This is a genomic window from Cellulomonas xiejunii (assembly GCF_024508315.1).
In the GTDB taxonomy this organism is placed as follows: Bacteria; Actinomycetota; Actinomycetes; order Actinomycetales; family Cellulomonadaceae; genus Cellulomonas; species Cellulomonas xiejunii.
In genome coordinates this window covers 3,205,786-3,225,961 of record NZ_CP101987.1, presented here as the reverse complement: position 1 = coordinate 3,225,961, position 20,176 = coordinate 3,205,786, and the positions used below count along the sequence as shown (strand labels likewise).

Below are 20,176 nucleotides of genomic sequence, written 5' to 3'. Positions count from 1 at the left end.
ACCTGGCACTACCGACAGGGGCGGACGCGGCCGCCAGGATGGGGGCCATGACGAGACGAGCACCCTGGGCGGCCACCGGCAGATCGCTCGTGCTGGTCGTGCTCTGGGTGCCCTGCGCGCTGCTCACGGTCGCCGCGCTCGTCGGGCTCGCCCTCGTCGTCGTGGGCGCCGGCCTGCCGGTGGTGGCGGCCGTCCTCCCCGGGGTCGAGCGGATGGCGCGCGTGCACCGGCGCCGCGCGGAGGCGGCGCTGGGGCGTGCCGTGCCGCTCGTGGCGCTCCGCCCGCCCGACGCGTCGGGGCCGGGCCGGCTCGGGCAGGTCGAGGAGGACGCGCGGCGGATGACCGAGGAGGCCCTGGGCCGCCCGCTCGGTGCGGGGGAGGCGCGGGCCCTGACCGGGGCCGAGCCGTTCCGCCGGGGGTGGCAGCGGCTGCAGGACGTCGACGCGTGGCGGCTGCTGGGGTGGTTGGCGTTCGCGGCCACGGGCGGCGCGCTGCTCAGCGCGTGCGTGGTGCTGCTCGCCCCGGCGGCCGTCGGCGCCCTCGTCCTGGCCGTGGTGCTGCCGCTCGCCGCGGGCCTGCCCTGGGGGTGGGCGGCCGTGCTGGCGGTCGCGGGACTGCTCGGCGGCTGGGCGTGGTGGCGCCACGGTGACGCGCTGGGCCGCCTGCGGGCCGCCGCCGACGCCGCGCTGCTGGCCCCCGGGCGGCAGGCGCGCCTCGAGCAGCGCGTGCAGGACCTGGCGGCGTCCCGGTCGCAGACCGTCGACCACGCGGCTGCGGAGCTGCGGCGCATCGAGCGCGACCTACACGACGGCGCCCAGGCGCGGCTCGTCTCCCTGGGCCTGACGCTCGGCATGGTCGCCGAGCTCGTCGAGAGCGACCCCGCGGCGGCGCGCGAGCTGCTCGACGAGGCCCGGAGCACGACGGGCGCGGCGCTGCGCGACCTGCGCGAGCTCGTGCAGGGGATCCACCCGCCGGTCCTGGCCGACCGAGGCCTGTCGGGTGCGGTCGAGGCGCTCGCCCTCGACCTCGCGGTTCCGGTGGCCGTCGGGGACCGGCTGCCGGGCCGCCCGCCCGCCCCGATCGAGTCGGCCGTGTACTTCGCGGTCGCCGAGTCGCTCGCGAACGTCGTGAAGCACGCGTCCGCCGCGCGCGTGTGGGTCCGTCTGGACGCGGGAGCGTCGTCCCTGCGGGTCGACGTCGGCGACGACGGGGTCGGCGGTGCGGACCCGGCCCGCGGGTCCGGGTTGCGCGGCGTGGGAGCCCGGCTGTCGGCCTTCGACGGCACCATGGTGGTCGACAGCCCTCCGGGCGGTCCGACCCTGATCACCCTGGAGGTGCCGTGCGCGTGGTCCTCGCCGAAGACCTCGCCCTCCTGAGGGACGGGCTGGTCCGACTCCTGACGGCCCACGGGTGCGACGTGGTCGCGGCGGTGGAGGACGCCCCCGCTCTCGAGGCGGCGCTCACCGACCCGACGATCGACGTCGCCGTCGTCGACGTCCGGCTGCCGCCCGGCTTCACCGACGAGGGGCTGCGCGCCGCGATCGCCGCCCGGGCCCGCCGTCCGGGGCTGCCCGTCATGGTGCTGAGCCAGTACGTCGAGCACCTGTACGCGCGTGAGCTCCTGGCGAGTGGCGAGGGCGCGATCGGCTACCTGCTCAAGGAGCGCGTGGCCGACCCGGCGGAGTTCGTCGACGCCGTGCGTCGCGTGGCGGCGGGCGGCACGGTGCTCGACCCCGAGGTGGTCGCCGCCATCATGGCGCGGCGCCGCGCCTCCCCGCTGTCGCGCCTGACCGCCCGGGAGCGGGAGACGCTCGGGCTCATGGCCGAGGGCCGCTCCAACGCGGCCGTCGCCGCTGCCCTGGTCGTCAGCGAGAAGGCCGTCGCCAAGCACATCAGCAGCATCTTCACCAAGCTCGACCTGCCTGTCGGGGCCGACGACCACCGCCGGGTGCGCGCGGTGCTCGCCTGGTTGCGCGAGGACGGCTGAGGAGGCGGGCGGGCCCCCGTGGGGGAGGATGGTCGTGTGCCACCTCGTCGTCGAACCGATCCAGCCGACGGGCGCGCTGCGCTGCGGGCGTGGCGTGCCGACCCCGAGGGCGCTCCGACGGCCGTGCGGCGCACCGCCGTCCGGTTCACGCTCGAGGAGCTCGCGGACGTCGCCCGCGGGAACGCCGTCGAGGTGCGGGTGCCGCCCGACGGCGCGGTGCAGGCCGTCGAGGGCCCCCGGCACACGCGCGGCACCCCGCCCAACGTCGTCGAGACGGACCCCGCCACGTGGCTCGCGCTCGCGGCCGGTGACGTGACGTGGGACGCCGCGGTCGCGACCGGTCGCGTGCACGCGTCCGGTGAGCGTGCCGACCTGTCGCACGTCCTGCCGCTGCAGGCCGCGAGGGCCCGCTGACCTAGGATCGTCAGGTGCCCGACGACCCCCGCCCCGCGGACGACGCCCGCCCCGACGACGCCACCGCCGCGACGCCCGACGAGGCCGAGCTCGCGCGCGTCGCGGTCCCGGCGACGGTGCGACGCGCACCGCGGTACGGGGCGTTCATCGTCGCGGGCGCCCTCGTCGGCGTGGTCGTCGGGCTGGTCGTGGCGGTCGTCAGCGGCGGAGACGGCCGCGTGACGTCCGGCGACGGCGGCGTGCTGCCCTTCCTGGCGGGGCAGAACGGCGTGCGGTGGGTGCTGGCCCTGGCGGCCGGTGTCGTCGGCGCGTTCGTCGGCGGTGGCCTGGCGGTGCTGGCCGACCGGCGCAGCACGCGTCGCCGACGAGCCGCTCCCCAGGACTGATCGCCACCGCGCGACCCCGCGCGGACCTGCGCAGTCACACCTGGTGGACGCGCGGCGCCGCGCCGCGCACCGGTGTGCCACCATGGTGCCGTGGCTCCCCGCGCAGACGGACGTCTCAACCACGACCTTCTACCCGGCGAGAAAGGCCCGCAGGATGCCTGCGGCGTCTTCGGCGTCTGGGCTCCCGGCGAAGAGGTGGCGAAGCTCACCTACTTCGGCCTCTACGCGTTGCAGCACCGCGGGCAGGAGTCCGCGGGCATCGCGACGTCGAACGGCTCACAGCTGCTCGTCTACAAGGACATGGGGCTGGTCTCCCAGGTCTTCGACGAGACGGCGCTGAGCGCCCTGCAGGGGCACATCGCCATCGGCCACACGCGTTACTCGACGACCGGCGGGTCGACGTGGGAGAACGCGCAGCCGACGCTCGGCCCGACGGCCGCCGGCACCGTGGCCCTCGGGCACAACGGCAACCTGACCAACTCCGCCGAGCTCGTCGACCTCGTCGCCGAGCGGTACGGCAGCCAGCGCCGGGGCGAGCTCGCGCGCGGCAACACCACGGACACCGCGCTCATCACGGCGCTGCTCGCCGGGGACCCGGACCACACCCTGGAGGCGACGGCGCTCGAGGTGCTGCCGCGCCTGCGCGGTGCCTTCTGCCTGGTCTTCATGGACGAGCGCACGCTGTACGCGGCGCGTGACCCGCAGGGCGTGCGGCCCCTGGTGCTCGGTCGCCTCGAACGCGGCTGGGTGGTCGCCTCCGAGACGTCGGCGCTGGACATCGTGGGTGCGTCGTACGTGCGTGAGGTCGAGCCCGGCGAGTTCATCGCGATCGACTCCGACGGGCTGCGCTCGACGCGCTTCGCGCCGATCGACCGCGCGGGTTGCGTGTTCGAGTACGTCTACCTCGCACGGCCGGACACCACCATCAACGGCCGGTCGGTGCATGCCGCCCGCGTCGAGATGGGCCGTCGGCTGGCCGTCGAGCACCCCGTCGAGGCGGACCTCGTCATCCCCGTCCCGGAGTCCGGCACCCCCGCGGCCGTCGGCTACGCCGCGAAGTCGGGCATCCCGTTCGGGCAGGGGCTGACGAAGAACGCGTACGTGGGGCGCACGTTCATCCAGCCGTCCCAGACGCTGCGCCAGCTGGGCATCCGGCTCAAGCTGAACCCGCTCAAGGACGTGATCCGCGGCAAGCGGCTCGTCGTCGTCGACGACACGATCGTCCGCGGCAACACGCAGCGCGCGCTCGTCCGCATGCTGCGCGAGTCCGGCGCAGCCGAGGTCCACATCCGCATCACCGCGCCACCCGTGAAGTGGCCGTGCTTCTACGGCATCGACTTCGCGTCGCGCGCCGAGCTCATCGCCAACGGCCTGGGTGTCGAGGAGATCGCCCGTTCGCTGGGCGCCGACTCGCTGGGCTACCTGTCCGAGGAGGGCATGATCACCGCCACCGAGCAGCCTGCGTCGCAGCTGTGCACCGCGTGCTTCAGCGGCCGCTACCCGATCGAGCTGCCGCCGTCCGAGCAGCTGGGCAAGCACCTGCTGGAGCAGAACGAGCTGCCGCTCGGGCAACCGGAGGACGGCCTGCTCAGCATCGTCCCGGCGACCGGTGGCGCGTCCGCGCTGGAGCGCCCGTGAGCGCCCCGCAGCCCGTCACCTACGCGTCCGCGGGTGTCGACACCGAAGCCGGTGACCGGGCCGTCGAGCTGATGAAGGACGCCGTACGGGCCACGCACGGACCCCTGGTCCTCGGCGGGGTCGGCGGCTTCGCCGGCCTCTACGACGCGTCGGCGCTCACGCGCTACCGGCGTCCCCTGCTCGCGACGTCGACGGACGGCGTGGGCACCAAGGTGGCGATCGCGCAGGCGCTGGACGTCCACGACACCATCGGCTTCGACCTGGTCGGGATGGTCGTCGACGACATCGTCGTCGTGGGGGCGCGTCCCCTGTTCATGACCGACTACATCGCGTGCGGGAAGGTCGTGCCGGAGCGCATCGCCGACGTGGTCCGGGGGATCGCGGCCGCGTGCTCGGCCGCAGGCACCGCGCTGGTCGGCGGGGAGACCGCCGAGCACCCCGGACTGCTCGGCCCCGACGAGTACGACGTGGCCGGCGCCGCGACCGGCGTCGTCGAGGCGGACGAGCTGCTCGGTCCCGAGCGTGTCCGGGCCGGCGACGTCCTGGTGGCTCTCGGATCCTCCGGGCTGCACTCCAACGGGTACTCGCTGGTGCGCCGCGTGGTGCAGGTGGCCGGCTGGGGCCTGGAACGGCACGTCGAGGAGCTGGGGCGCACGCTCGGCGAGGAGCTCCTGGAGCCCACCCGGGTGTACGCCGCGGACTGCCTCGCGCTCGTCGAGCAGTTCGGCCCGGACCGTGTCCACGTCTTCAGCCACGTCACCGGAGGCGGTCTGGCGGCCAACGTCGCGCGCGTGCTGCCGGCAGGGCTGGTCGCGGACGTGGATCGCGGCTCGTGGGTGCTGCCGCCCGTGTTCACGCTCGTGCAGGGCCTCGGGGCCGTCCCGTGGGGCGATCTGGAGAACACCCTCAACCTGGGGGTGGGCATGGTCGCGGTCGTCGCTCCCGAGGTCGCCGACGAGGTGCAGCGGGCGGCTGCGGAGCGCGGCATGCGGGCGTGGGTGCTCGGGACCGTGCGCGACGGACGTGCCGACGACGCGACCGCCCCCGATGTCGTGGCAGGGACCAAGGGCGTCCAGGGCGGCGCCGTGCGCCTGCACGGGACCTACCGCGTCGGCTGACGACGCGCCGCGGCCCGAGCAGACAGGTCTGCTCGGGCCGCGATCACTTCGCAGGTCGGTGTCCGACGACCGGTACTCGACGGTTCAGGCGAGCGGTCGGGTCGGCACCGACGCCCGCGCCGTCACCGGTCGTCGTCGCCAGGCCATCCCCAGCCGGGAGGGTCGTCGTCGTCCGTGCTCACCGCGCTGCGGCGGCTGTCCGTGACGACATCGTTGCGGCTACGCGACGAGAGCTCCTGCTCGAGTGCCCTGTAGTTGGTGTCCGGGCTGAAGTACTTCAGCTCCCGAGCAACCTTCGTCTGCTTTGCCTTCTGACGGCCGCGCCCCATGGCATCGACCCCCTCTAACGTGGAAGCGGGGCGGCTCCGTGCTGACACGTGCGGCCCCGGGGTGCTGTTGAGTCTCTTCGTGTGGCAACGGTACATGGTCGTGATCCATTCCGACCACCTGCGCCGGGTGGGTTCGGACACGTCCGCGGCTGTGCGGCGCCGACGTGACCCGCGAAAGGTCACTTCTTGACTAGTTCCGGCCGGACGCGGCCCGACGGCGCCCTGTGCATGTCCGACGAGTCCTGACATGGCCGGCGAAAAGGTGTGACATACGTCACATTCGAGCGCGCTAGCACCGCGGGAGCGCGTTCATGGTCCACGTGTTCACCCACGTCCCAGCGTCGAGGCGCTTCGATCCGGCGCGTTCTCGCTGGTCAGCGCGCTGGCTTCCGGGAGCGCCCCGGACTGGGTGATTTCTCCTATGCGATCGACATCACCCGAACGGGCGACCACCCCTCGGCCGACCGGGGAGATGTGTCCCGATTCGCGGGGGTTTAGGGTGGGTGCATCGACGGCGCCCCAGGGACGTGGTGACGGTCGCGACGCCCCTCGCGTGAGGGGTGGGGCCGACCAAAGGTGTCCTGGAGTGCCCGATGTGTCAGATTCAGTACCAAGCCGTGCCACCCCGCGGCGCACCGTGATCGCCGAAGCGCACGCCGGGGCGGCTACACAAGGGAGGTACGCAATGTCCACCACGCACTCGTCAGAGGCCGAGGCTCTCCTGACGCCGTCCGAGGTCGCGACCCTCTTCCGGGTCGACCCCAAGACCGTGACGCGTTGGGCCAAGTCCGGCAAGCTCTCCTCGATCCGCACGCTCGGCGGGCACCGCCGGTACCGCGAGTCCGAGGTCCGCGAGCTCCTCAACGGCGTCCCGCAGCCGAGGCCGAACCCGCAGTCCTGAGCCCCCGTGCCGCGCGCCCGCGAGCGGCCACGGGGTGACCTGCCGGGAGGGACCGCGCACCGCGGGGGAGTGCGCGAGAGCCCGACGGGTCAGGCCGGGGTCGGTCCGCCTCGGGGGACGGACCGGGCCCGGGCCCCGTGCGCGACGAAGGCCGCCGTCAGATGCACCCGCAGAGCGGGGCGTCGACGGCGGCCTTCGTCATGCACGGGGGTCCGTCTCCCGGACCCGCGCGGAGCGCGGCCCGCTCACGCGGGCCGCGTGTCAGCCCTTGGTCGCCTTGCGGACGATGCCCGCGACCACCAGCGTGACGACCGCCCCGGCCACGGCGAACACCTTGCGCGCCCGTGCGCGGTCCTCGGGCAGTGCCGAGGCGTCGGTGGCGTCGAAGACGAGCCTGCGCCCCTTCTCCTTGAGGCGCTCGGCCTGCCGTCGCGGGTCCACCTCCTCGACGAGCGCGTCGACCGTGGCCGCGAGCTGCTCGCGCGCCAGCGTGACGTCGGCCTCGAGGGCCGCGATCGCCGGCGCCGGGGTCGTGTCCTTGTCGCTCACCGGTGCAGCCCCTTCTTCACGGTGTCCACGTCCTCCTGCAGGTTCTCCATCGCGCGCTCCGGGACGGGCGGTGCGCCCTTCTTGACGTGCTTGACACCCAGCAGGCCGAGCACCGCCGTGACGACCAGCAGCACCACGGACACGATCAGCGCCGCGAGCCACGCGGGGACCGCGTTCGACAGCCCGATGATCGCCGTCGCGATGAAGGCGCCGAGCGTGTAGAGCGCGAGCACCGCGGCGCCGACGAGCAGCCCGGCACCGATGCCCATCTGCTGCGCCTTGGATGTCAGTTCGGCCTTGGCGAGAGCGATCTCGGCGCGCACGAGCCGAGTGGCCTGCTCGCTCAGGTCGCCGACCAGACGGCCGAGCGACCGGGGGTCGTCGGGCGCGTCGGAACGCGTGTCGCTCGCCCAACCGGAGTGCGTGACCATTCGCGGACCTTCCTCACCTGCGGGGACGGTTGAAGCCGGACCCTCAGTCTGCAGGTCCGGCAGCCTCCGCGCGACGCGACGCGGCGTACGGTGCGTCGCGTCGTCGGTGAGTGAGGTGGATCAGTCGATCCAGGGGTGCACGAGCTCCTCGGCCGGGTGCGTGCTGGGCGGCACGGGGATGACCGGGTTGCCGGTGGGCAGCATGGCCCGGCCCCAGGCCGCGACGCCGGCCGCGAGCACCACGAGCGCGATGCCGACGAGCAGGGCCGACAGCCACAGCGGCAGGACCTGCGCCACGGCCACCACGGCTGCGGTTGCGAACAGGGCGATGCCGATGACGGTGAGCAGCGCGGCGGCGGCGAAGGCGATCGCGGACGGTCGGATGCGCACGGCACGGGTGCGCAGGCTCGCGCCGACGGCGTCCAGCTCGTGCTGGACCGCGGCGCGCACCTTGTCCTCCGCGCGCTCGATCCGGTCCCGGGCGCGCTCGCCGAGGGGGTCGGCGAGGCGGTCGAGGATGCGGTGGCGGTGGCGGTCGGTCGTCGTGGTCACGGGCGGGTCCTCGTTCGTTAGGAGCGGTGCCTCCACGGTAGGTGTGCTCGTGCGCGCTGCGGCCGGGACGATAGGCCTGAGTTGGACGCGTGACCGGGTGGGATGCGCGGCGCGAGCGGGCAGACGAGCCGGCCGGGTCCAACGACGGGCGAGCCGCGGGAGTCGAGCCGCGCACCGGGCCGCGGGCGTCAGGCTGCGAGGTCCCGGCCGCAGGACGCTGTCCGCAGGGATCTGGTCGCGAGACACTGGTCGCAGGATCTCGGCTGGAGTCCGCGGACATGCCGACGGCCCCGGCGGGCGTCCCGCGGGGCCGTCTGGAGGTGGCTCCGACCGGCGTCGATCCGGTGACCTTTCGATTTTCAGTCGAACGCTCTACCAACTGAGCTACAGAGCCTCGCAACGAGTGAACCGGCCTTTCGGCCGGTTCCTCGCAGCGACCCCGACGGGACTTGAACCCGCGACCTCCGCCGTGACAGGGCGGCGCGCTAACCAACTGCGCTACGGGGCCTTGTAGTGGCCGTGACCACCTTAGAGCCTTCGTGCTGTACTGCTGACCTGCTCGTACCCCCAACGGGATTCGAACCCGTGCTACCGCCGTGAAAGGGCGGGGTCCTAGGCCGCTAGACGATGAGGGCGGGTTGTCCGCCCCGGACGTCGAGGCGTCGGAAGACCGGTGATGAGCATACGGGCTGGTGGCCGGAACTCCAAAGCGTGTTCGGTTGCGCAGGTCAGGGGCCTCGTCGCGGGGCAAGATGGGTGCGTGGTGGAGATGACGCGCGAGGACTTCGAGGACGCGGTGCGTGACGCGCTGGACGAGGTTCCCGAGGAGCTCGCGGCGATGATGGACAACGTTGTCGTCCTGGTCGAGGACGAGGCGCCCGAGGACGAGCCCGACCTGCTCGGGCTGTACGAGGGGACGCCGCTGACCGAGCGTGGCGAGTTCTGGGCGGCGGGGTCGTTGCCCGACCGGATCTTCGTCTACCGGCTGCCGACGCTCGCGATCTGCGAGGACCGCGAGGAGGTCGTCGAGGAGGTCGCGATCACGGTCGTGCACGAGATCGCCCACCACTTCGGCATCGACGACGAACGGTTGCACGCCCTGGGCTGGGCGTGACGCACCACCACGGCCACGCGTCCCACGGGCAGGCGAGCGGCCGGTTCCGGGGCAGGCTCGCGTGGGTGCTCGGGCTGACGCTCGTCGTCATGGCGGTCGAGGTCGTCGGCGGTCTGCTGTCGGGCTCGTTCGCCCTCCTCGCCGACGCGGGTCACATGCTCACGGACGCGGCAGGGCTGGCCGTCGCGCTCGGGGCGAGCGTGCTCGCCGGCCGGCCCTCCACGGCGCGCCGGACGTTCGGCTGGCAGCGTGCCGAGATCCTCGCGGCGATGGTCAACGGGCTCGTCGTGGCCACCGTGGGCGTCCTGGTCCTGGTGGAGGGTGCCCGTCGCATCGTGCGCCCGGGCGACGTCGAGCCGCGGCTGATGCTCGCGGTCGCGCTCCTCGGCGTGGCGGCGAACGCCGTCGGCCTGGTGCTGCTTCACCGCGGCCGACACGAGTCGCTGAACGTGCGCGGCGCGTACCTGGAGGTGCTGGGTGACGCGCTCGGGTCCGTCGCCGTGGTGGCCGCCGCGCTCGTCGTGCTGGCGACCGGGTTCGTGCGTGCCGACGGCATCGCCTCGGTCCTGATCGCGCTCCTCATCCTGCCGCGAGCGGGCATGCTCCTGCGCGACGTCGCCGCCGTCCTGCTCGAGGCGACACCCGACGGGGTGGACCTCGACGTCGTGCGTGAGCACATGACGGGCGTGCCCGGCGTCCTCGGCGTCCACGACCTGCACGCCTGGACCATCACGTCGGGCGTCTGCGTGCTGTCCGCCCACGTCGTCGTGGCGGACGACGAGCTCGACCGCGCGGGCACCGGGCGCGTCCTCGACGACCTGCGCACGTGCCTGTCCGGTCACTTCGACGTCGAGCACTGCACGTTCCAGCTCGAGCCTGCGTCGCACGGCGGGGAGCAGGGCCTGCACCCGTGAGGGAACGGCGGGCGGCGCGACGCCCCCTGAGCCGCGCCACCCGCCGTCCTGTCGCCCGTCGGACGGCGACGGGCTGCCTGCCCCGGGGCGCCAGTGGCGCGCCCGGGGCCGGGACGCGACAGGCACGTCGGTGCCTGCCGCGGGTCGGTCAGCCGATCACGAGCCGCAGGCCGTAGGCCTGCAGGATCTCGTTGACCGGCTGGAAGTACGTGGTGCCCCCGGAGCGGCAGCTGCCCGAGCCGCCGGACGTCACGCCCTGCGCCTGCGTCCCGGCGACCAGCGAGCCGCCGGAGTCGCCCGGCTCGGCGCAGACGCTGGTGCGGATCAGGCCCGTGACGGTGCCCTGCGCGTAGCGGACGGTCGAGTTGTAGGCCTGCACGGTGCCGCACCGCCACCCCGTCGTGCTGCCGGAGCGGCAGACGTACGCGCCCACCGCGGCCTGCTGGGAGCCGGTGACGCGCACCGTGCCGCCCGAGTAGTTGTTGACGAGGCCGCGCGGGGTGTTGCCCGACGCGACCTGGACCCACGCGTAGTCGTTGCCGGGGAACGAGGAGCCGCGGAACGTGCCCGACGGCGACGTCGTGGTCGCCCCGACCGTGCCGCAGTGGCCTGCGGTCACGAACCCGCCCTGGACGGCGAAGCCGACCGAGCAGCGTGACCGCGCGTTGATGTAGTACGCGTTGCCGCCGATCACGTCGATGAAGGTCTGCGGCGCCTCGGCGGTCGCGAGCGTGACGGCCTCGGCGGGCAGGCCGGCGGCGGCGACCAGCTCGGCTGCGGCTGCGGTTCCACCCACCGCCTCGACGACCAGCCTGTTGGCCGGGACGTCGACGTACCAGGTCGCGACGCCCGCGGGCAGACCTGCCGCGTCGAGCCGGGCGCCGAGGGACTCGAGCTCGGCGAGCGTGCGCTCGGCCTGGACGGTCGTCACGCCCGTGGCCATCGGGCCGCGGACCTTGGACGGCGTCGTCGTGGCGACGTGCACGGTGCCCGCGGCCGGGTCGACCCACGCGCCCGCGTACGTCGACCCGAGGGCCTGCGTCAGCGTGCGGACCTTCGTGGCGGCGTCGGCCTGGAAGGTCACGCGCCGGGCGGCGTCGGCGCGCGGGACGCCCAGGTCGCGTTCGAGCGCCTCGACCATCCCGGCCGGGAGGTCGGAGGAGGGGGTCGCCGCGGAGGCTCCCCCCGTGGCGAGCGGTGCCAGCAGCAGGGTCAGCGCGGTGGCGCCGGCCGCTGCCACGCGGCGGAGGGTGACGGAGGTGCTCATGGTGTGGCCTCTCGTTCGGTGACCGTCCTGTCACGATAGGCATCAACCCCAGTCAGAATCTAGAGGGTTCCCCAGTCACACCGCGGGACGGTCCTGGTGGCCGGCGTCGAGGGCGGTGCGCGACGCACCGGCGCCGGCCCCCACGAGCTGGTCGAGCCGGGCGTCACGGGCGGCCGCCACGATGCGTGCGCGCAGGTCAGGTGGGCTGTCGATGTGCGCCGCGAGCCAGGTCGACCAGCTCAGCGGCGCACCGCGCAGGCGAACGCCGCGCAGGCCTCCCGGCAGCGTGCCGTACGGGTGCGCGAGAGCCACTGCACCGCCGGTGCGGACGAGATCGAGCCCTGCGGCCCGGTCGCACTCGCTGGGCGTCGGCGGTGCGAACCCCGCGCGGGCGCACGCCCGCAGGAAGCACTCGACGAAGCAGCCCTCACCCACCGCGACGACCCAGCGCTCGTCCGCCAGGTCCACCAGGTCGGTCTCGTCACCGCACGGGTGGTCGGCGCGGACGACGACGTGGACCGCGTCCGTGCCCACGAGCTGCCACCGCACCCCCGGGGCCGCGGGCGGGAGCGCGTCGCCGCACGTGCCCGCCAGGACGGCGTCGTACGTGCCCGTCGCCAGCTCGGCGACCGCTCGCGCGGCGTCCCAGGTGCAGCGCAGGGTCGGGGGAGCGTCCGCGCCCTCGGAGAGCCGGTGGACGAACGCTGCAGCGAGGGTCGAGTCGGTGCTCGCGAGCCGCAGCGTCGTCGCGTCCCCGCGGGCCAGCCGTCGGGCGTCCTGCAGCAGGGCGTCCATCGCGGGGAGCAGCGTGCGGGCGCGGTCCAGGACCAGCGCGCCCAGGGGCGTCGGGCGCACGCCGCGGTGGTCCCGGACGAACGACGGGCCACCCAGGGCTCGGTCGATGCGGGACAGCTGTGCGCTCAGTGCCGGCTGCGCGATGCCGAGAGCCGCCGCCGCCTTCGTGATGCTGCCGAGGGAGGCGATCGTGGTCAGCGCGCGCAGGTGCCGGACCTCCAGGTCCATGGCGGAGAGGGTACGGGCGTGCCCACCGTCTTGTCACGGCCGGTCAGCACACGATCGCTCCATGCTGTGACTGCCCGGAGGGCGGGGGTAGCGTGACCCGCCATGGTGAGGGTCGGAGTGGTGCTGCTCCCGCAGGAGCGGTGGTCGAGCGCGCGGACGCGGTGGCGGCGTGCCGAGGAGCTGGGGTTCGACCACGCGTGGACCTACGACCACCTCGCGTGGCGTGACCTCGCCGACGAGCCGTGGTTCGCGACCGTCCCGCTGCTCGCCGCCGCGGCAGCCGTGACCGAGCGCATCGGGCTGGGCACGTGGGTCGCCTCGCCGAACTTCCGGCACCCGGTGCCGTTCGCCAAGGACGTCATGGGCCTCGACGACGTGGCCGGCGGCCGGTTCGTCCTGGGCGTCGGGGCCGGCGGGGAGGGCTGGGACGCGGGGGTCCTGGGGGCGGCGCCGACGCGTGGCGAGCGCACACGGCGGTTCGCCGAGTTCCTCGGCATGCTCGACACGCTGTTGACCCAGCAGGTCACCGACCACGAGGGCGAGTTCTACGAGGCGCACGGGGCACGGATGGTGCCCGGCACCCTCGCCCGGCCACGCACGCCGTTCGTCGTCGCCGCGAACGGGCCGCGGACCATGGCGCTCGCCGCGCGGTACGGCCAGGGGTGGGCCACCTACGGCCCCGGCACGGGCGTCGGCGACGGGCTGGACGCCGGCGCGGCGCAGGAGGCGTGGTGGCGCGGGCTCGCCGGGATGGTGGACGCGTTCGACGAGGTGGCCGACGGGCGCCGGGTCGGACGGTGGCTGAGCCTCGACGGCGCCCCCCGGTTCTCCCTCGGCTCGGCTGCGCTCGCGGTCGAGGGCGTCGAGCGGGCCGCCGCGTTGGGGTTCGGCGACGTCGTCCTGCACTGGCCGCGGGCCTCGGGCGTGTACGCCGGCGACGAGCGCGAGCTCGAGCGGTTCGCCGCCGAGCTGCCCCGGTTGCAGGCGCTGGAGCCTGCGGTGCGCTGACCTCGCCGGCCGGTCCCTCACGGGGTGCGGCGGCGGGCCTCCCAGGCGCTGGCGACCATCTGCTCCGGCGTGTGGCGCACGGCCCAGCCCAGGTCCCGCGCAGCGGCCTCGCCCGACGCGACGATGCGCGCCGGGTCGCCGGGGCGACGCGGCCCGACCTCGGGCGTGAAGTCGATACCCGTGACCCGCGCGACCGTGGTCATGACCTGCGCGACCGACAGGCCCTCGCCCGATCCGAGGTTGTAGACCCGCTCGAGCGGGCGACCGTCGGCGAGCGCGCGGGCCGCGGCGACGTGCGACGCGGCGAGGTCGGCGACGTGCACGTAGTCGCGGACGCACGTGCCGTCCGGCGTGGGGTGGTCCACTCCGTGCACGCGCGGCGTGCGGCCGGACGCCAGGGCGTCGAGGACCAGCGGGAACAGGTTGTGCGGGCTCGAGTCGTACAGGTCCGGGGACCCCGAACCGACCACGTTGAAGTACCGCAGGGACGTGTGGCGCAGTCCTGTCGCGACGCCCTGGTCCCGCAGCAGCCATTCGCCGACCAGCTTGGACTCGCCGTAGGGCGACTCGGGGTGCGTGGGGGTGCTCTCCGTGACGACGTCGACGTCCGGCGTGCCGTAGACGGCGGCCGACGACGAGTAGACGACCTGGTCGACACCGGCTGCGGCCATCGCGTCGAGGAGGTGCGCGGTCCCGGTGACGTTCTGCTCGTACGTGTGCAGCGGGCGCTGCACGGAGACGCCCGCGTACTTGAATCCCGCGAGGTGGATGACCCCGGTCACCTCGTGCTCGACCAGTGCGGCGCGGACCGCGGCCGTGTCGAGGACCGACGCCCGGACGAACGGCACGTCGTCCGGGACGAAGTCCGCGTGACCGCTCGAGAGGTCGTCGAGGACGACGGGGCGCAGTCGCGGGTCCTGCGCCGCGGCGTCCCGCAGCGCGTGCACGACATGTGCCCCGATGTACCCCGCCCCTCCGGTGACCAGCCATGTCATGCTGGGCAGCATACCGGGCGCGTATCACAGACTCGGACAGAACCGGACACTCCCGGGATGCCGCCGGAGCACGGCGTCACGAGGTGTCCTCCGGTGGCCCCCAGCAGAATCCTCAGTACGCTGAGTAATCTTCAACTGCTCCAGGGGGGCGACGTGGGTCACATCAGCGAGCGCCGGCAGCCCGGGGCGATGGTCGCCGTCCCCGCACGCCTCGACACGGCCGCACCCCCGGCGCCCCCGGCGCCCGACCGCACCCCCGGCGCCGCCCTCGCGCACGGCGTCGAGCAGGTCACGGACACCGCGGCGCGGATCCTGCGCGACCTGGTCGCCGAGCAGCGTCGTCGAGCGGTCGCGTTCGACCCGGCGTGCGCCGACCTGTGGCAGGACCTCGACGCGGTGACCGGCGGCAAGCTCCTGCGTCCGCGCCTCGTCGCCGCCGCCTACCTCGGCCTCGGCGGCGGTGACGTCGCCGCCGCCGCCCATGTGGCAGCCGCGCACGAGCTGCTGCACACCGCGATGGTCGTGCACGACGACGTGCTCGACCACGACGAGGTCCGCCGCGGCCACCCCAACGTCGCCGGCCGCACGCGCGCCCGGCTCGCCGCGAGCGGCGCGTCACGGTCCGCCATCGACCAGCAGGTCGGTGCCGCTGCCCTCCTCGCCGGGGACGCGGCGCTCGCCCAGGCCTTCGGGCTGCTGGCCACCGGCCACGTCCCGGCCGCGGTCGTCGGCGAGCTCGTGCGGCTGCTCGCCGACGGCGTCGCCACGACCGTGAGCGGTGAGCTGCTCGACGTCCGCGGCGCGCTCGCCGCGCCCGCCGACGTCGACGCCGTGCTCGTCGCCGAGCTGAAGACCGCCGTCTACTCGTTCCGCGTCCCGCTCGAGTCGGGTGCCGTCCTGGCCGACGCGCCCGGCGCCGCGCGGGCCGTGCTCGCAGGCGTCGGGACGGTGCTCGGTGTCGCGTACCAGCTGGTCGACGACGAGCTGGGCACCATCGGGGACCCGGCCCTCACCGGCAAGTCCGTCCTGTCCGACCTGCGCGAGGGCAAGCGCACCGAGCTGCTGCGGATCGCCTGGGGACGGGCGGATCCCCAGCAGGCCGCGGTCCTGGCGACCCACGTGGGGCGCGCGGACCTCGACGAGGCCGGCGCGCGTGCCGTCGTCGACGTCCTGCACGTCACCGGTGCGGTCGAGGACGTGCGCGCCCTGGCGCGCCGCGGCGCGGACATCGCGCGTACGCTCGCCACGACCTTGCCCGAGCCGTTGGCCACGTACCTCGCGGGCGTCGTCGACGACCTCGCCGGGCGCGCGCGTTGACGCCCCCTGGACCACCCGGCACGACCGAGACGAGGACGTACGACATGCGCACGGCCACCACCGGTCAGGTCCTGTACGACGCGACCGCGATGCGGGCCAGCGCACTGGTGCTGCGGGCGTACTCGACGTCGTTCGGCCTCGGCACGCGCCTGCTCGGCGCCCGCGCCCGCGCCGACATCCAGGCGGTGTACGCCCTCGTGCGCCTCGCGGACGAGGTGGTCGACACGTACCGGGGACCCGACGCCGGCGTCGAGCTCGACGAGCTCGAGGAGCAGGTGGCACGCGCGCTGCGCACCGGGTACTCGACCAACGTCGTCGTGCACGCGTTCGCGCGCGCCGCGCGCCGCACCGGCATCGGCCACGGCGAGATCGACCCGTTCTTCGCCTCGATGCGGGCCGACCTGACGGTCCGCACGCACGACCGCGAGAGCTACGAGCGGTACGTCTACGGGTCGGCGGAGGTCGTCGGCGTCATGTGCCTGCGCGTCTTCCTCGACGCCGAGCGGCGCCCCGGCGACCCGCGCGTCGAACCGGTGCCCGCGGCGCTCGACGGCGCCCGCGCACTCGGTGCCGCGTTCCAGAAGATCAACTTCCTGCGGGACCTCGCCGCCGACAGCGGCGACCTCGGGCGCGCCTACCTGCCGGGCGTCGACCCGGAGCACCTCACGCACGGCGACGTCCGCGCGGTCCTCGACGAGATCGGCGGCGACCTGGACCGGGCCCGCGCCGCGCTCCCGCTGCTCCCGACGCGCGCCCGGTGCGCCGTCGCCGCGACCACCGCGCTGTACGACCGGCTGCTGCGCGACCTCGCCGCGACTCCTGTCGAGACGCTGCGCGCACGTCGCGTCCGCGTGCCGGGGCCGGTCAAGGCCGTCGTCGTCGCGCGGGCCGTCGCCGGCGTCCTGGCCGGGGAGACGAGGGACCGGGTCCGCGACACCCCGCTGCTGCGCTCGCGGGCGGTGGCCCCGTGAGCGGTGCCGTGCGGGTCGTCGTCGTCGGCGGCGGCGTGGGCGGCCTCGCGACCGCCGCGCTGCTCGCCCGCGGCGGGGCCCAGGTCACGCTGCTGGAGCGGCACGAGCAGCTCGGCGGACGGACGGGGACGTGGGAGGCCGACGGCTTCCGGTTCGACACCGGGCCGTCGTGGTGGTTCATGCCCGAGGTCGTCGAGCACACGTTCGCGCTGCTCGGGCGCCGGGTGGCCGACCACGTGGACCTGCGGCGCCTCGACCCCGCGTACCGGCTGTTCCCCGAGCCGGCGTCCGGCGTCGAGCCGTTCGACGTGGTGGCCGACCCGCACGTCAACGCCGCGACGTTCGACGCGCTCGAGCCCGGCGCCGGGGCGGCGGTCCGGCGCTACGTCGACGACGCGGGCGAGGCCTACCGGACGGCGCTCGACCACTTCCTGTACACGACGTTCGAGCGCCCCGACCGCGCGCTCTCGCGGGACGTGCTGCGCCGCTCCGGGACGCTGGCCCGGCTCCTGACGCAGACCCTCGCCGAGCGCATCGCGCAGACCGTGCAGCACCCCGTGCTGCGGCAGGTGCTCGGTTACCACGCGGTCTTCCTCGGGTCCTCGCCGTACCGCGTGCCCGCGCTGTACTCGCTGATGAGCCACCTCGACCTCGGCGACGGCGTCTACTACCCGCGCGGCGGCATGTACACGCTCGTCGAGGAGCTCGCCAAGGCGGCGGTCAAGGAGGGCGTCGTCGTGCGCACGGGCGCCGACGTCGTCGCGGTCGAGGTCGACGACGCACCCCGCACCCGGCGGCACCCGCGGCGTCGCGGCGTCGCGCGGGGCGTCCGGCTGGCCGACGGCAGCCTCGTCCCCGCCGACGTCGTCGTGTCCGGTGCCGACCGGCACCACACCGAGACCGCGCTGCTGGCGCCCGACCACGCGGACCTGCCCGAGCACGTCTGGGAGACGCGCGGTCCGGGCATCTCGGCGCTGCTCGTCATGGCGGGCGTGCGGGGGGCGCTGCCGGAGCTGCGGCACCACTCGCTGTTCTTCACGCAGGACTGGCCGGGCAACTTCGAGGACATCCTCGGGGCGGGCCGTGCGACCCCGGCGGCGGGGCTGCGCGTGCCCGACGTCGCGTCGCTCTACGTCTCGCGCACGACCGCGACCGACCCCACCGCGGCGCCCCCGGGACACGAGAACCTGTTCGTCCTCGTGCCGTTCCCCGCCGACCCCGCGCTCGGCACCCGGCCCGGCGAGCTCGACGCGTACGCCGACCGCTACCTCGACCAGGTGGGGGCCTGGGCCGGGGTGCCGGACCTGCGCTCGCGCGTCGTCGTGCGACGGGTCGTGGGACCCGCCGACTTCGCGCGGGACCTGTCCGCGTGGCGCGGCACCGCGCTGGGCATGGAGCACACCCTGCGCCAGTCCGCGATGTTCCGCCCGGGCGTCGCCTCGCACCGGGTGCCGAACCTGCTGCACGTGGGCGGCGGCACCGTCCCGGGCGTCGGGCTGCCGATGGTCCTCATCGGGGCCGAGCTGGTCGCCAAGCGGCTGCTGGGGGAGACGTCGTCGCGCCCGCTGCCCGCCCCGCTGCGGCCCGGGTACCTCGCTTCCGGGCTGCCGCGCGGCCTGTGGTCCGACGTCACGGCAGGGCGTGCATGACCGGGTTGATGTACCTCGGTGCGCTGCTGCTGTCGCTGGGTGGGCTCGCGGTGCTCGACCGGCGGTTCCGGCTCGCGTTCTGGCACGACGCGCGGCGCTCGGCGTGGACCGTCGGGCTGGGCGTCCTGGGCTTCCTGCTGTGGGACCTCGCCGGCCTCGCGCTCGGGATCTTCGCGCGTGGTGACTCGCCGCACATGACGGGCCTGCTCCTGGCGCCCGAGCTGCCCGTCGAGGAGGCGTTCTTCCTCGCGCTGCTGACCTACACGGGCCTGCTCGCGTGGCGCTGGTTCGACGTGTCGTCGGCGCGGCGTGCGGCGGGCCGGGACGCGCTACGGGACGCCGCGCGGCGCACGGGAGGGGAGGCGTCGTGACCAACCTCGTGCTCAACGTGCTCGTGCTCGTCGTGCTGGGCGCCGTGTCCTGGCCCGTGCTGCGCCGCCTGCGGGCGTGGCCGCTGCTCGGGGCGTGCCTGGTCCTGTGCGTCCTCACCGCGGTCTTCGACACGATCATGATCGACGTCGGCCTGTACGTCTTCGACCCCGCCAAGATCCTGGGGGTCTACCTCTGGGGCGCCCCGCTCGAGGACTTCGCGTACGCGATCGCGGCCGCCGTCCTCGTCCCCGTGCTGTGGACCGTCCTCGGGCGCTCACCACGCACGTCGTCGCGCCCGGACGAGCCGTCTGCCGCCGACCCGGCCGCGCCCCCGCGGGCGGAGGGCTGATGCGCGAGCTGCTCGCGGCCTCCCGGCCGTTCTCCTGGGTCAACACGGCCTACCCGTTCGCCGCCGGGTGGCTCATGGTCACCGACGGTCGCCTCGACGTGCGCCTCGTCGTCGGGACGCTGTTCTTCCTCGTGCCGTACAACCTGCTGATGTACGGCGTCAACGACGTGTTCGACTACGCGTCCGACCTGGCCAACCCGCGCAAGGGCGGCATCGAGGGCGGGCTCGTCGACCCGTCCCGGGCGCGCGCCGTGCACCGCAGGATCCTCGTGGCGTGCGCCGTCACGACCGTGCCCTTCGTCGTGTGGCTGCTGGCGCTCGGGTCCCCGCTCGCGGGCGTCGTGCTGCTGCTGGTGCTCTTCGACGTGGTGGCCTACTCGGCACCGCGGCTGCGGTTCAAGGAGCGCCCGGTCCTCGACTCGTTCTCCTCGGCCGTGCACTTCGTCGGACCGCTCCTGTACGCGCTCGTGCTCGCGGGCGCCGACCTCGGCGCCCGCACCGTGTGGCCCGTGCTCGTCGCGTTCCTGCTGTGGGGCATGGCGTCGCACGCCTTCGGTGCCGTGCAGGACGTGCGCGCGGACCGTGCCGGCGGGCTCGCGTCGATCGCGACCGTGCTCGGCGCGCGGCCGACGGTCCTCGCGGCGACCGCCGCGTACGTCGCCGCCGCCGCGGTGCTGCTCGTGCTGCCGTGGCCCGGCGTGCTGGCGGCCGTGCTGCCGCTCCCGTACGCCGTGAGCACGTGGCGGTTCCGCGACGTGACCGACGACGACTGCGAACGCGCGAACGCCGGCTGGCGCACGTTCCTGTGGCTCAACCTGCTGACCGGGTTCCTCGTGACCATGCTGCTCATCGCCATCGCGCTGACCTGACGTCGGCGGCACCGGCGCCGGGG

23 protein-coding genes and 3 tRNA genes are annotated in these 20,176 nt (G+C 74.6%); 16 read left to right on the top strand and 10 right to left on the bottom strand.

Going from position 1 to position 20,176, the window contains the following annotated elements; translation table 11 throughout:
- Nucleotides 1-47: 47 nt before the first annotated feature.
- The 6 genes from NP048_RS14820 (at nucleotide 48) to purM (ending at nucleotide 5,543) form a co-directional block, all read left to right on the top strand.
- Nucleotides 48-1,376: a sensor histidine kinase gene (locus NP048_RS14820; protein ID WP_227576387.1), complete on the top strand. Its 1,329-nt coding sequence runs from the start codon at nucleotides 48-50 to the stop codon at nucleotides 1,374-1,376.
- Nucleotides 1,346-1,987, top strand: a complete 642-nt coding sequence (locus NP048_RS14815; RefSeq protein ID WP_431355881.1) for a LuxR C-terminal-related transcriptional regulator — start codon at nucleotides 1,346-1,348, stop codon at nucleotides 1,985-1,987. The genes NP048_RS14820 and NP048_RS14815 overlap by 31 nt, the downstream gene beginning before the upstream one ends.
- 36 nt (nucleotides 1,988-2,023) lie before the next feature.
- Nucleotides 2,024-2,401 carry a sterol carrier family protein gene (locus NP048_RS14810; RefSeq protein WP_227576385.1) on the top strand — a complete coding sequence of 126 codons (378 nt, stop codon included), beginning with the start codon at nucleotides 2,024-2,026 and terminating at the stop codon, nucleotides 2,399-2,401.
- A 14-nt stretch (nucleotides 2,402-2,415) separates the two neighbouring features.
- Nucleotides 2,416-2,787 (top strand): histidine kinase, encoded by a 372-nt coding sequence (locus tag NP048_RS14805; RefSeq protein ID WP_227576384.1) that lies wholly within the window; start codon nucleotides 2,416-2,418, stop codon nucleotides 2,785-2,787.
- A 90-nt stretch (nucleotides 2,788-2,877) separates the two neighbouring features.
- The gene (gene purF, locus NP048_RS14800; protein ID WP_227576383.1) at nucleotides 2,878-4,425 is read left to right on the top strand and encodes an amidophosphoribosyltransferase; all 1,548 of its coding nucleotides are present in this window, start codon (nucleotides 2,878-2,880) and stop codon (nucleotides 4,423-4,425) included.
- Complete coding sequence (gene purM, locus NP048_RS14795) at nucleotides 4,422-5,543, top strand: phosphoribosylformylglycinamidine cyclo-ligase (RefSeq protein ID WP_227576382.1); 1,122 nt, start codon at nucleotides 4,422-4,424, stop codon at nucleotides 5,541-5,543. Before purF ends, purM begins: the two co-directional genes overlap by 4 nt.
- A gap of 122 nt (nucleotides 5,544-5,665) precedes the next feature.
- Here purM and NP048_RS14790 read toward each other — a convergent pair whose 3' ends face one another.
- Nucleotides 5,666-5,872, bottom strand: a complete 207-nt coding sequence (locus NP048_RS14790; protein WP_227576381.1) for a DUF3073 domain-containing protein — start codon at nucleotides 5,870-5,872, stop codon at nucleotides 5,666-5,668.
- A 685-nt stretch (nucleotides 5,873-6,557) separates the two neighbouring features.
- On the opposite strand from NP048_RS14790, the gene NP048_RS14785 reads away from it, so the two are divergent.
- Nucleotides 6,558-6,773, top strand: coding sequence for a BldC family transcriptional regulator (locus tag NP048_RS14785; protein WP_227576380.1), 216 nt, complete (start codon nucleotides 6,558-6,560; stop codon nucleotides 6,771-6,773).
- Nucleotides 6,774-7,034: 261 nt separating this feature from the next.
- On the opposite strand, the gene NP048_RS14780 is transcribed toward NP048_RS14785, so the two are convergent.
- The 6 genes from NP048_RS14780 to NP048_RS14755 form a co-directional block, all read right to left on the bottom strand.
- Nucleotides 7,035-7,322, bottom strand: coding sequence for a DUF3618 domain-containing protein (locus NP048_RS14780; RefSeq protein WP_227576379.1), 288 nt, complete (start codon nucleotides 7,320-7,322; stop codon nucleotides 7,035-7,037).
- Nucleotides 7,319-7,753, bottom strand: a complete 435-nt coding sequence (locus tag NP048_RS14775) for a phage holin family protein (protein WP_227576378.1) — start codon at nucleotides 7,751-7,753, stop codon at nucleotides 7,319-7,321. Before NP048_RS14775 ends, NP048_RS14780 begins: the two co-directional genes overlap by 4 nt.
- Before the next feature lie 120 nt (nucleotides 7,754-7,873).
- Nucleotides 7,874-8,305, bottom strand: coding sequence for a phage holin family protein (locus NP048_RS14770; RefSeq protein WP_227576377.1), 432 nt, complete (start codon nucleotides 8,303-8,305; stop codon nucleotides 7,874-7,876).
- Nucleotides 8,306-8,626: 321 nt separating this feature from the next.
- Nucleotides 8,627-8,699, bottom strand: a tRNA-Phe gene (locus NP048_RS14765).
- A 40-nt stretch (nucleotides 8,700-8,739) separates the two neighbouring features.
- Nucleotides 8,740-8,813, bottom strand: a tRNA-Asp gene (locus tag NP048_RS14760).
- Between the two features lie 54 nt (nucleotides 8,814-8,867).
- Nucleotides 8,868-8,940: transfer RNA gene (locus NP048_RS14755), tRNA-Glu, on the bottom strand.
- A gap of 134 nt (nucleotides 8,941-9,074) precedes the next feature.
- Between NP048_RS14755 and NP048_RS14750 the strand changes: the two genes are divergently transcribed.
- Nucleotides 9,075-9,419, top strand: a complete 345-nt coding sequence (locus NP048_RS14750; RefSeq protein WP_255619815.1) for a metallopeptidase family protein — start codon at nucleotides 9,075-9,077, stop codon at nucleotides 9,417-9,419.
- On the top strand, nucleotides 9,416-10,333 hold the full coding sequence (locus NP048_RS14745) for a cation diffusion facilitator family transporter (protein ID WP_227576375.1): 918 nt from the start codon (nucleotides 9,416-9,418) through the stop codon (nucleotides 10,331-10,333). The genes NP048_RS14750 and NP048_RS14745 overlap by 4 nt, the downstream gene beginning before the upstream one ends.
- Before the next feature lie 148 nt (nucleotides 10,334-10,481).
- Here the strand turns inward: NP048_RS14745 and NP048_RS14740 are convergent, their stop codons facing one another.
- Together NP048_RS14740 and NP048_RS14735 are read right to left on the bottom strand one after the other, a co-directional pair.
- Nucleotides 10,482-11,600, bottom strand: coding sequence for a S1 family peptidase (locus NP048_RS14740; protein ID WP_227576374.1), 1,119 nt, complete (start codon nucleotides 11,598-11,600; stop codon nucleotides 10,482-10,484).
- A 75-nt stretch (nucleotides 11,601-11,675) separates the two neighbouring features.
- A complete protein-coding gene (locus NP048_RS14735; protein WP_227576373.1) occupies nucleotides 11,676-12,623 on the bottom strand; it encodes a LysR family transcriptional regulator in 948 nt (315 codons plus the stop codon).
- 102 nt (nucleotides 12,624-12,725) lie between these two features.
- Between NP048_RS14735 and NP048_RS14730 the strand changes: the two genes are divergently transcribed.
- Complete coding sequence (locus tag NP048_RS14730; protein ID WP_227576372.1) at nucleotides 12,726-13,631, top strand: LLM class flavin-dependent oxidoreductase; 906 nt, start codon at nucleotides 12,726-12,728, stop codon at nucleotides 13,629-13,631.
- 17 nt (nucleotides 13,632-13,648) lie between these two features.
- Here the strand turns inward: NP048_RS14730 and galE are convergent, their stop codons facing one another.
- Nucleotides 13,649-14,626, bottom strand: a complete 978-nt coding sequence (galE, locus tag NP048_RS14725) for a UDP-glucose 4-epimerase GalE (protein WP_227576371.1) — start codon at nucleotides 14,624-14,626, stop codon at nucleotides 13,649-13,651.
- A gap of 153 nt (nucleotides 14,627-14,779) precedes the next feature.
- Between galE and NP048_RS14720 the strand changes: the two genes are divergently transcribed.
- Genes NP048_RS14720 through NP048_RS14695 form a run of 6 tightly spaced genes read left to right on the top strand, consistent with a single transcriptional unit; the run spans nucleotide 14,780 to nucleotide 20,153 of the window.
- Complete coding sequence (locus tag NP048_RS14720) at nucleotides 14,780-15,943, top strand: polyprenyl synthetase family protein (protein WP_227576370.1); 1,164 nt, start codon at nucleotides 14,780-14,782, stop codon at nucleotides 15,941-15,943.
- Nucleotides 15,944-15,987: 44 nt separating this feature from the next.
- Complete coding sequence (locus NP048_RS14715) at nucleotides 15,988-16,914, top strand: phytoene/squalene synthase family protein (RefSeq protein ID WP_227576369.1); 927 nt, start codon at nucleotides 15,988-15,990, stop codon at nucleotides 16,912-16,914.
- Nucleotides 16,911-18,563, top strand: a complete 1,653-nt coding sequence (gene crtI, locus NP048_RS14710; protein ID WP_227576368.1) for a phytoene desaturase family protein — start codon at nucleotides 16,911-16,913, stop codon at nucleotides 18,561-18,563. The genes NP048_RS14715 and crtI overlap by 4 nt, the downstream gene beginning before the upstream one ends.
- Complete coding sequence (locus tag NP048_RS14705; RefSeq protein ID WP_227576367.1) at nucleotides 18,560-18,934, top strand: lycopene cyclase domain-containing protein; 375 nt, start codon at nucleotides 18,560-18,562, stop codon at nucleotides 18,932-18,934. Before crtI ends, NP048_RS14705 begins: the two co-directional genes overlap by 4 nt.
- A complete protein-coding gene (locus NP048_RS14700; protein ID WP_227576366.1) occupies nucleotides 18,931-19,284 on the top strand; it encodes a lycopene cyclase domain-containing protein in 354 nt (117 codons plus the stop codon). The genes NP048_RS14705 and NP048_RS14700 overlap by 4 nt, the downstream gene beginning before the upstream one ends.
- Nucleotides 19,284-20,153, top strand: coding sequence for a prenyltransferase (locus tag NP048_RS14695; protein ID WP_227576365.1), 870 nt, complete (start codon nucleotides 19,284-19,286; stop codon nucleotides 20,151-20,153). The genes NP048_RS14700 and NP048_RS14695 overlap by 1 nt, the downstream gene beginning before the upstream one ends.
- The last annotated feature ends 23 nt before the right edge of the window (nucleotides 20,154-20,176 follow it).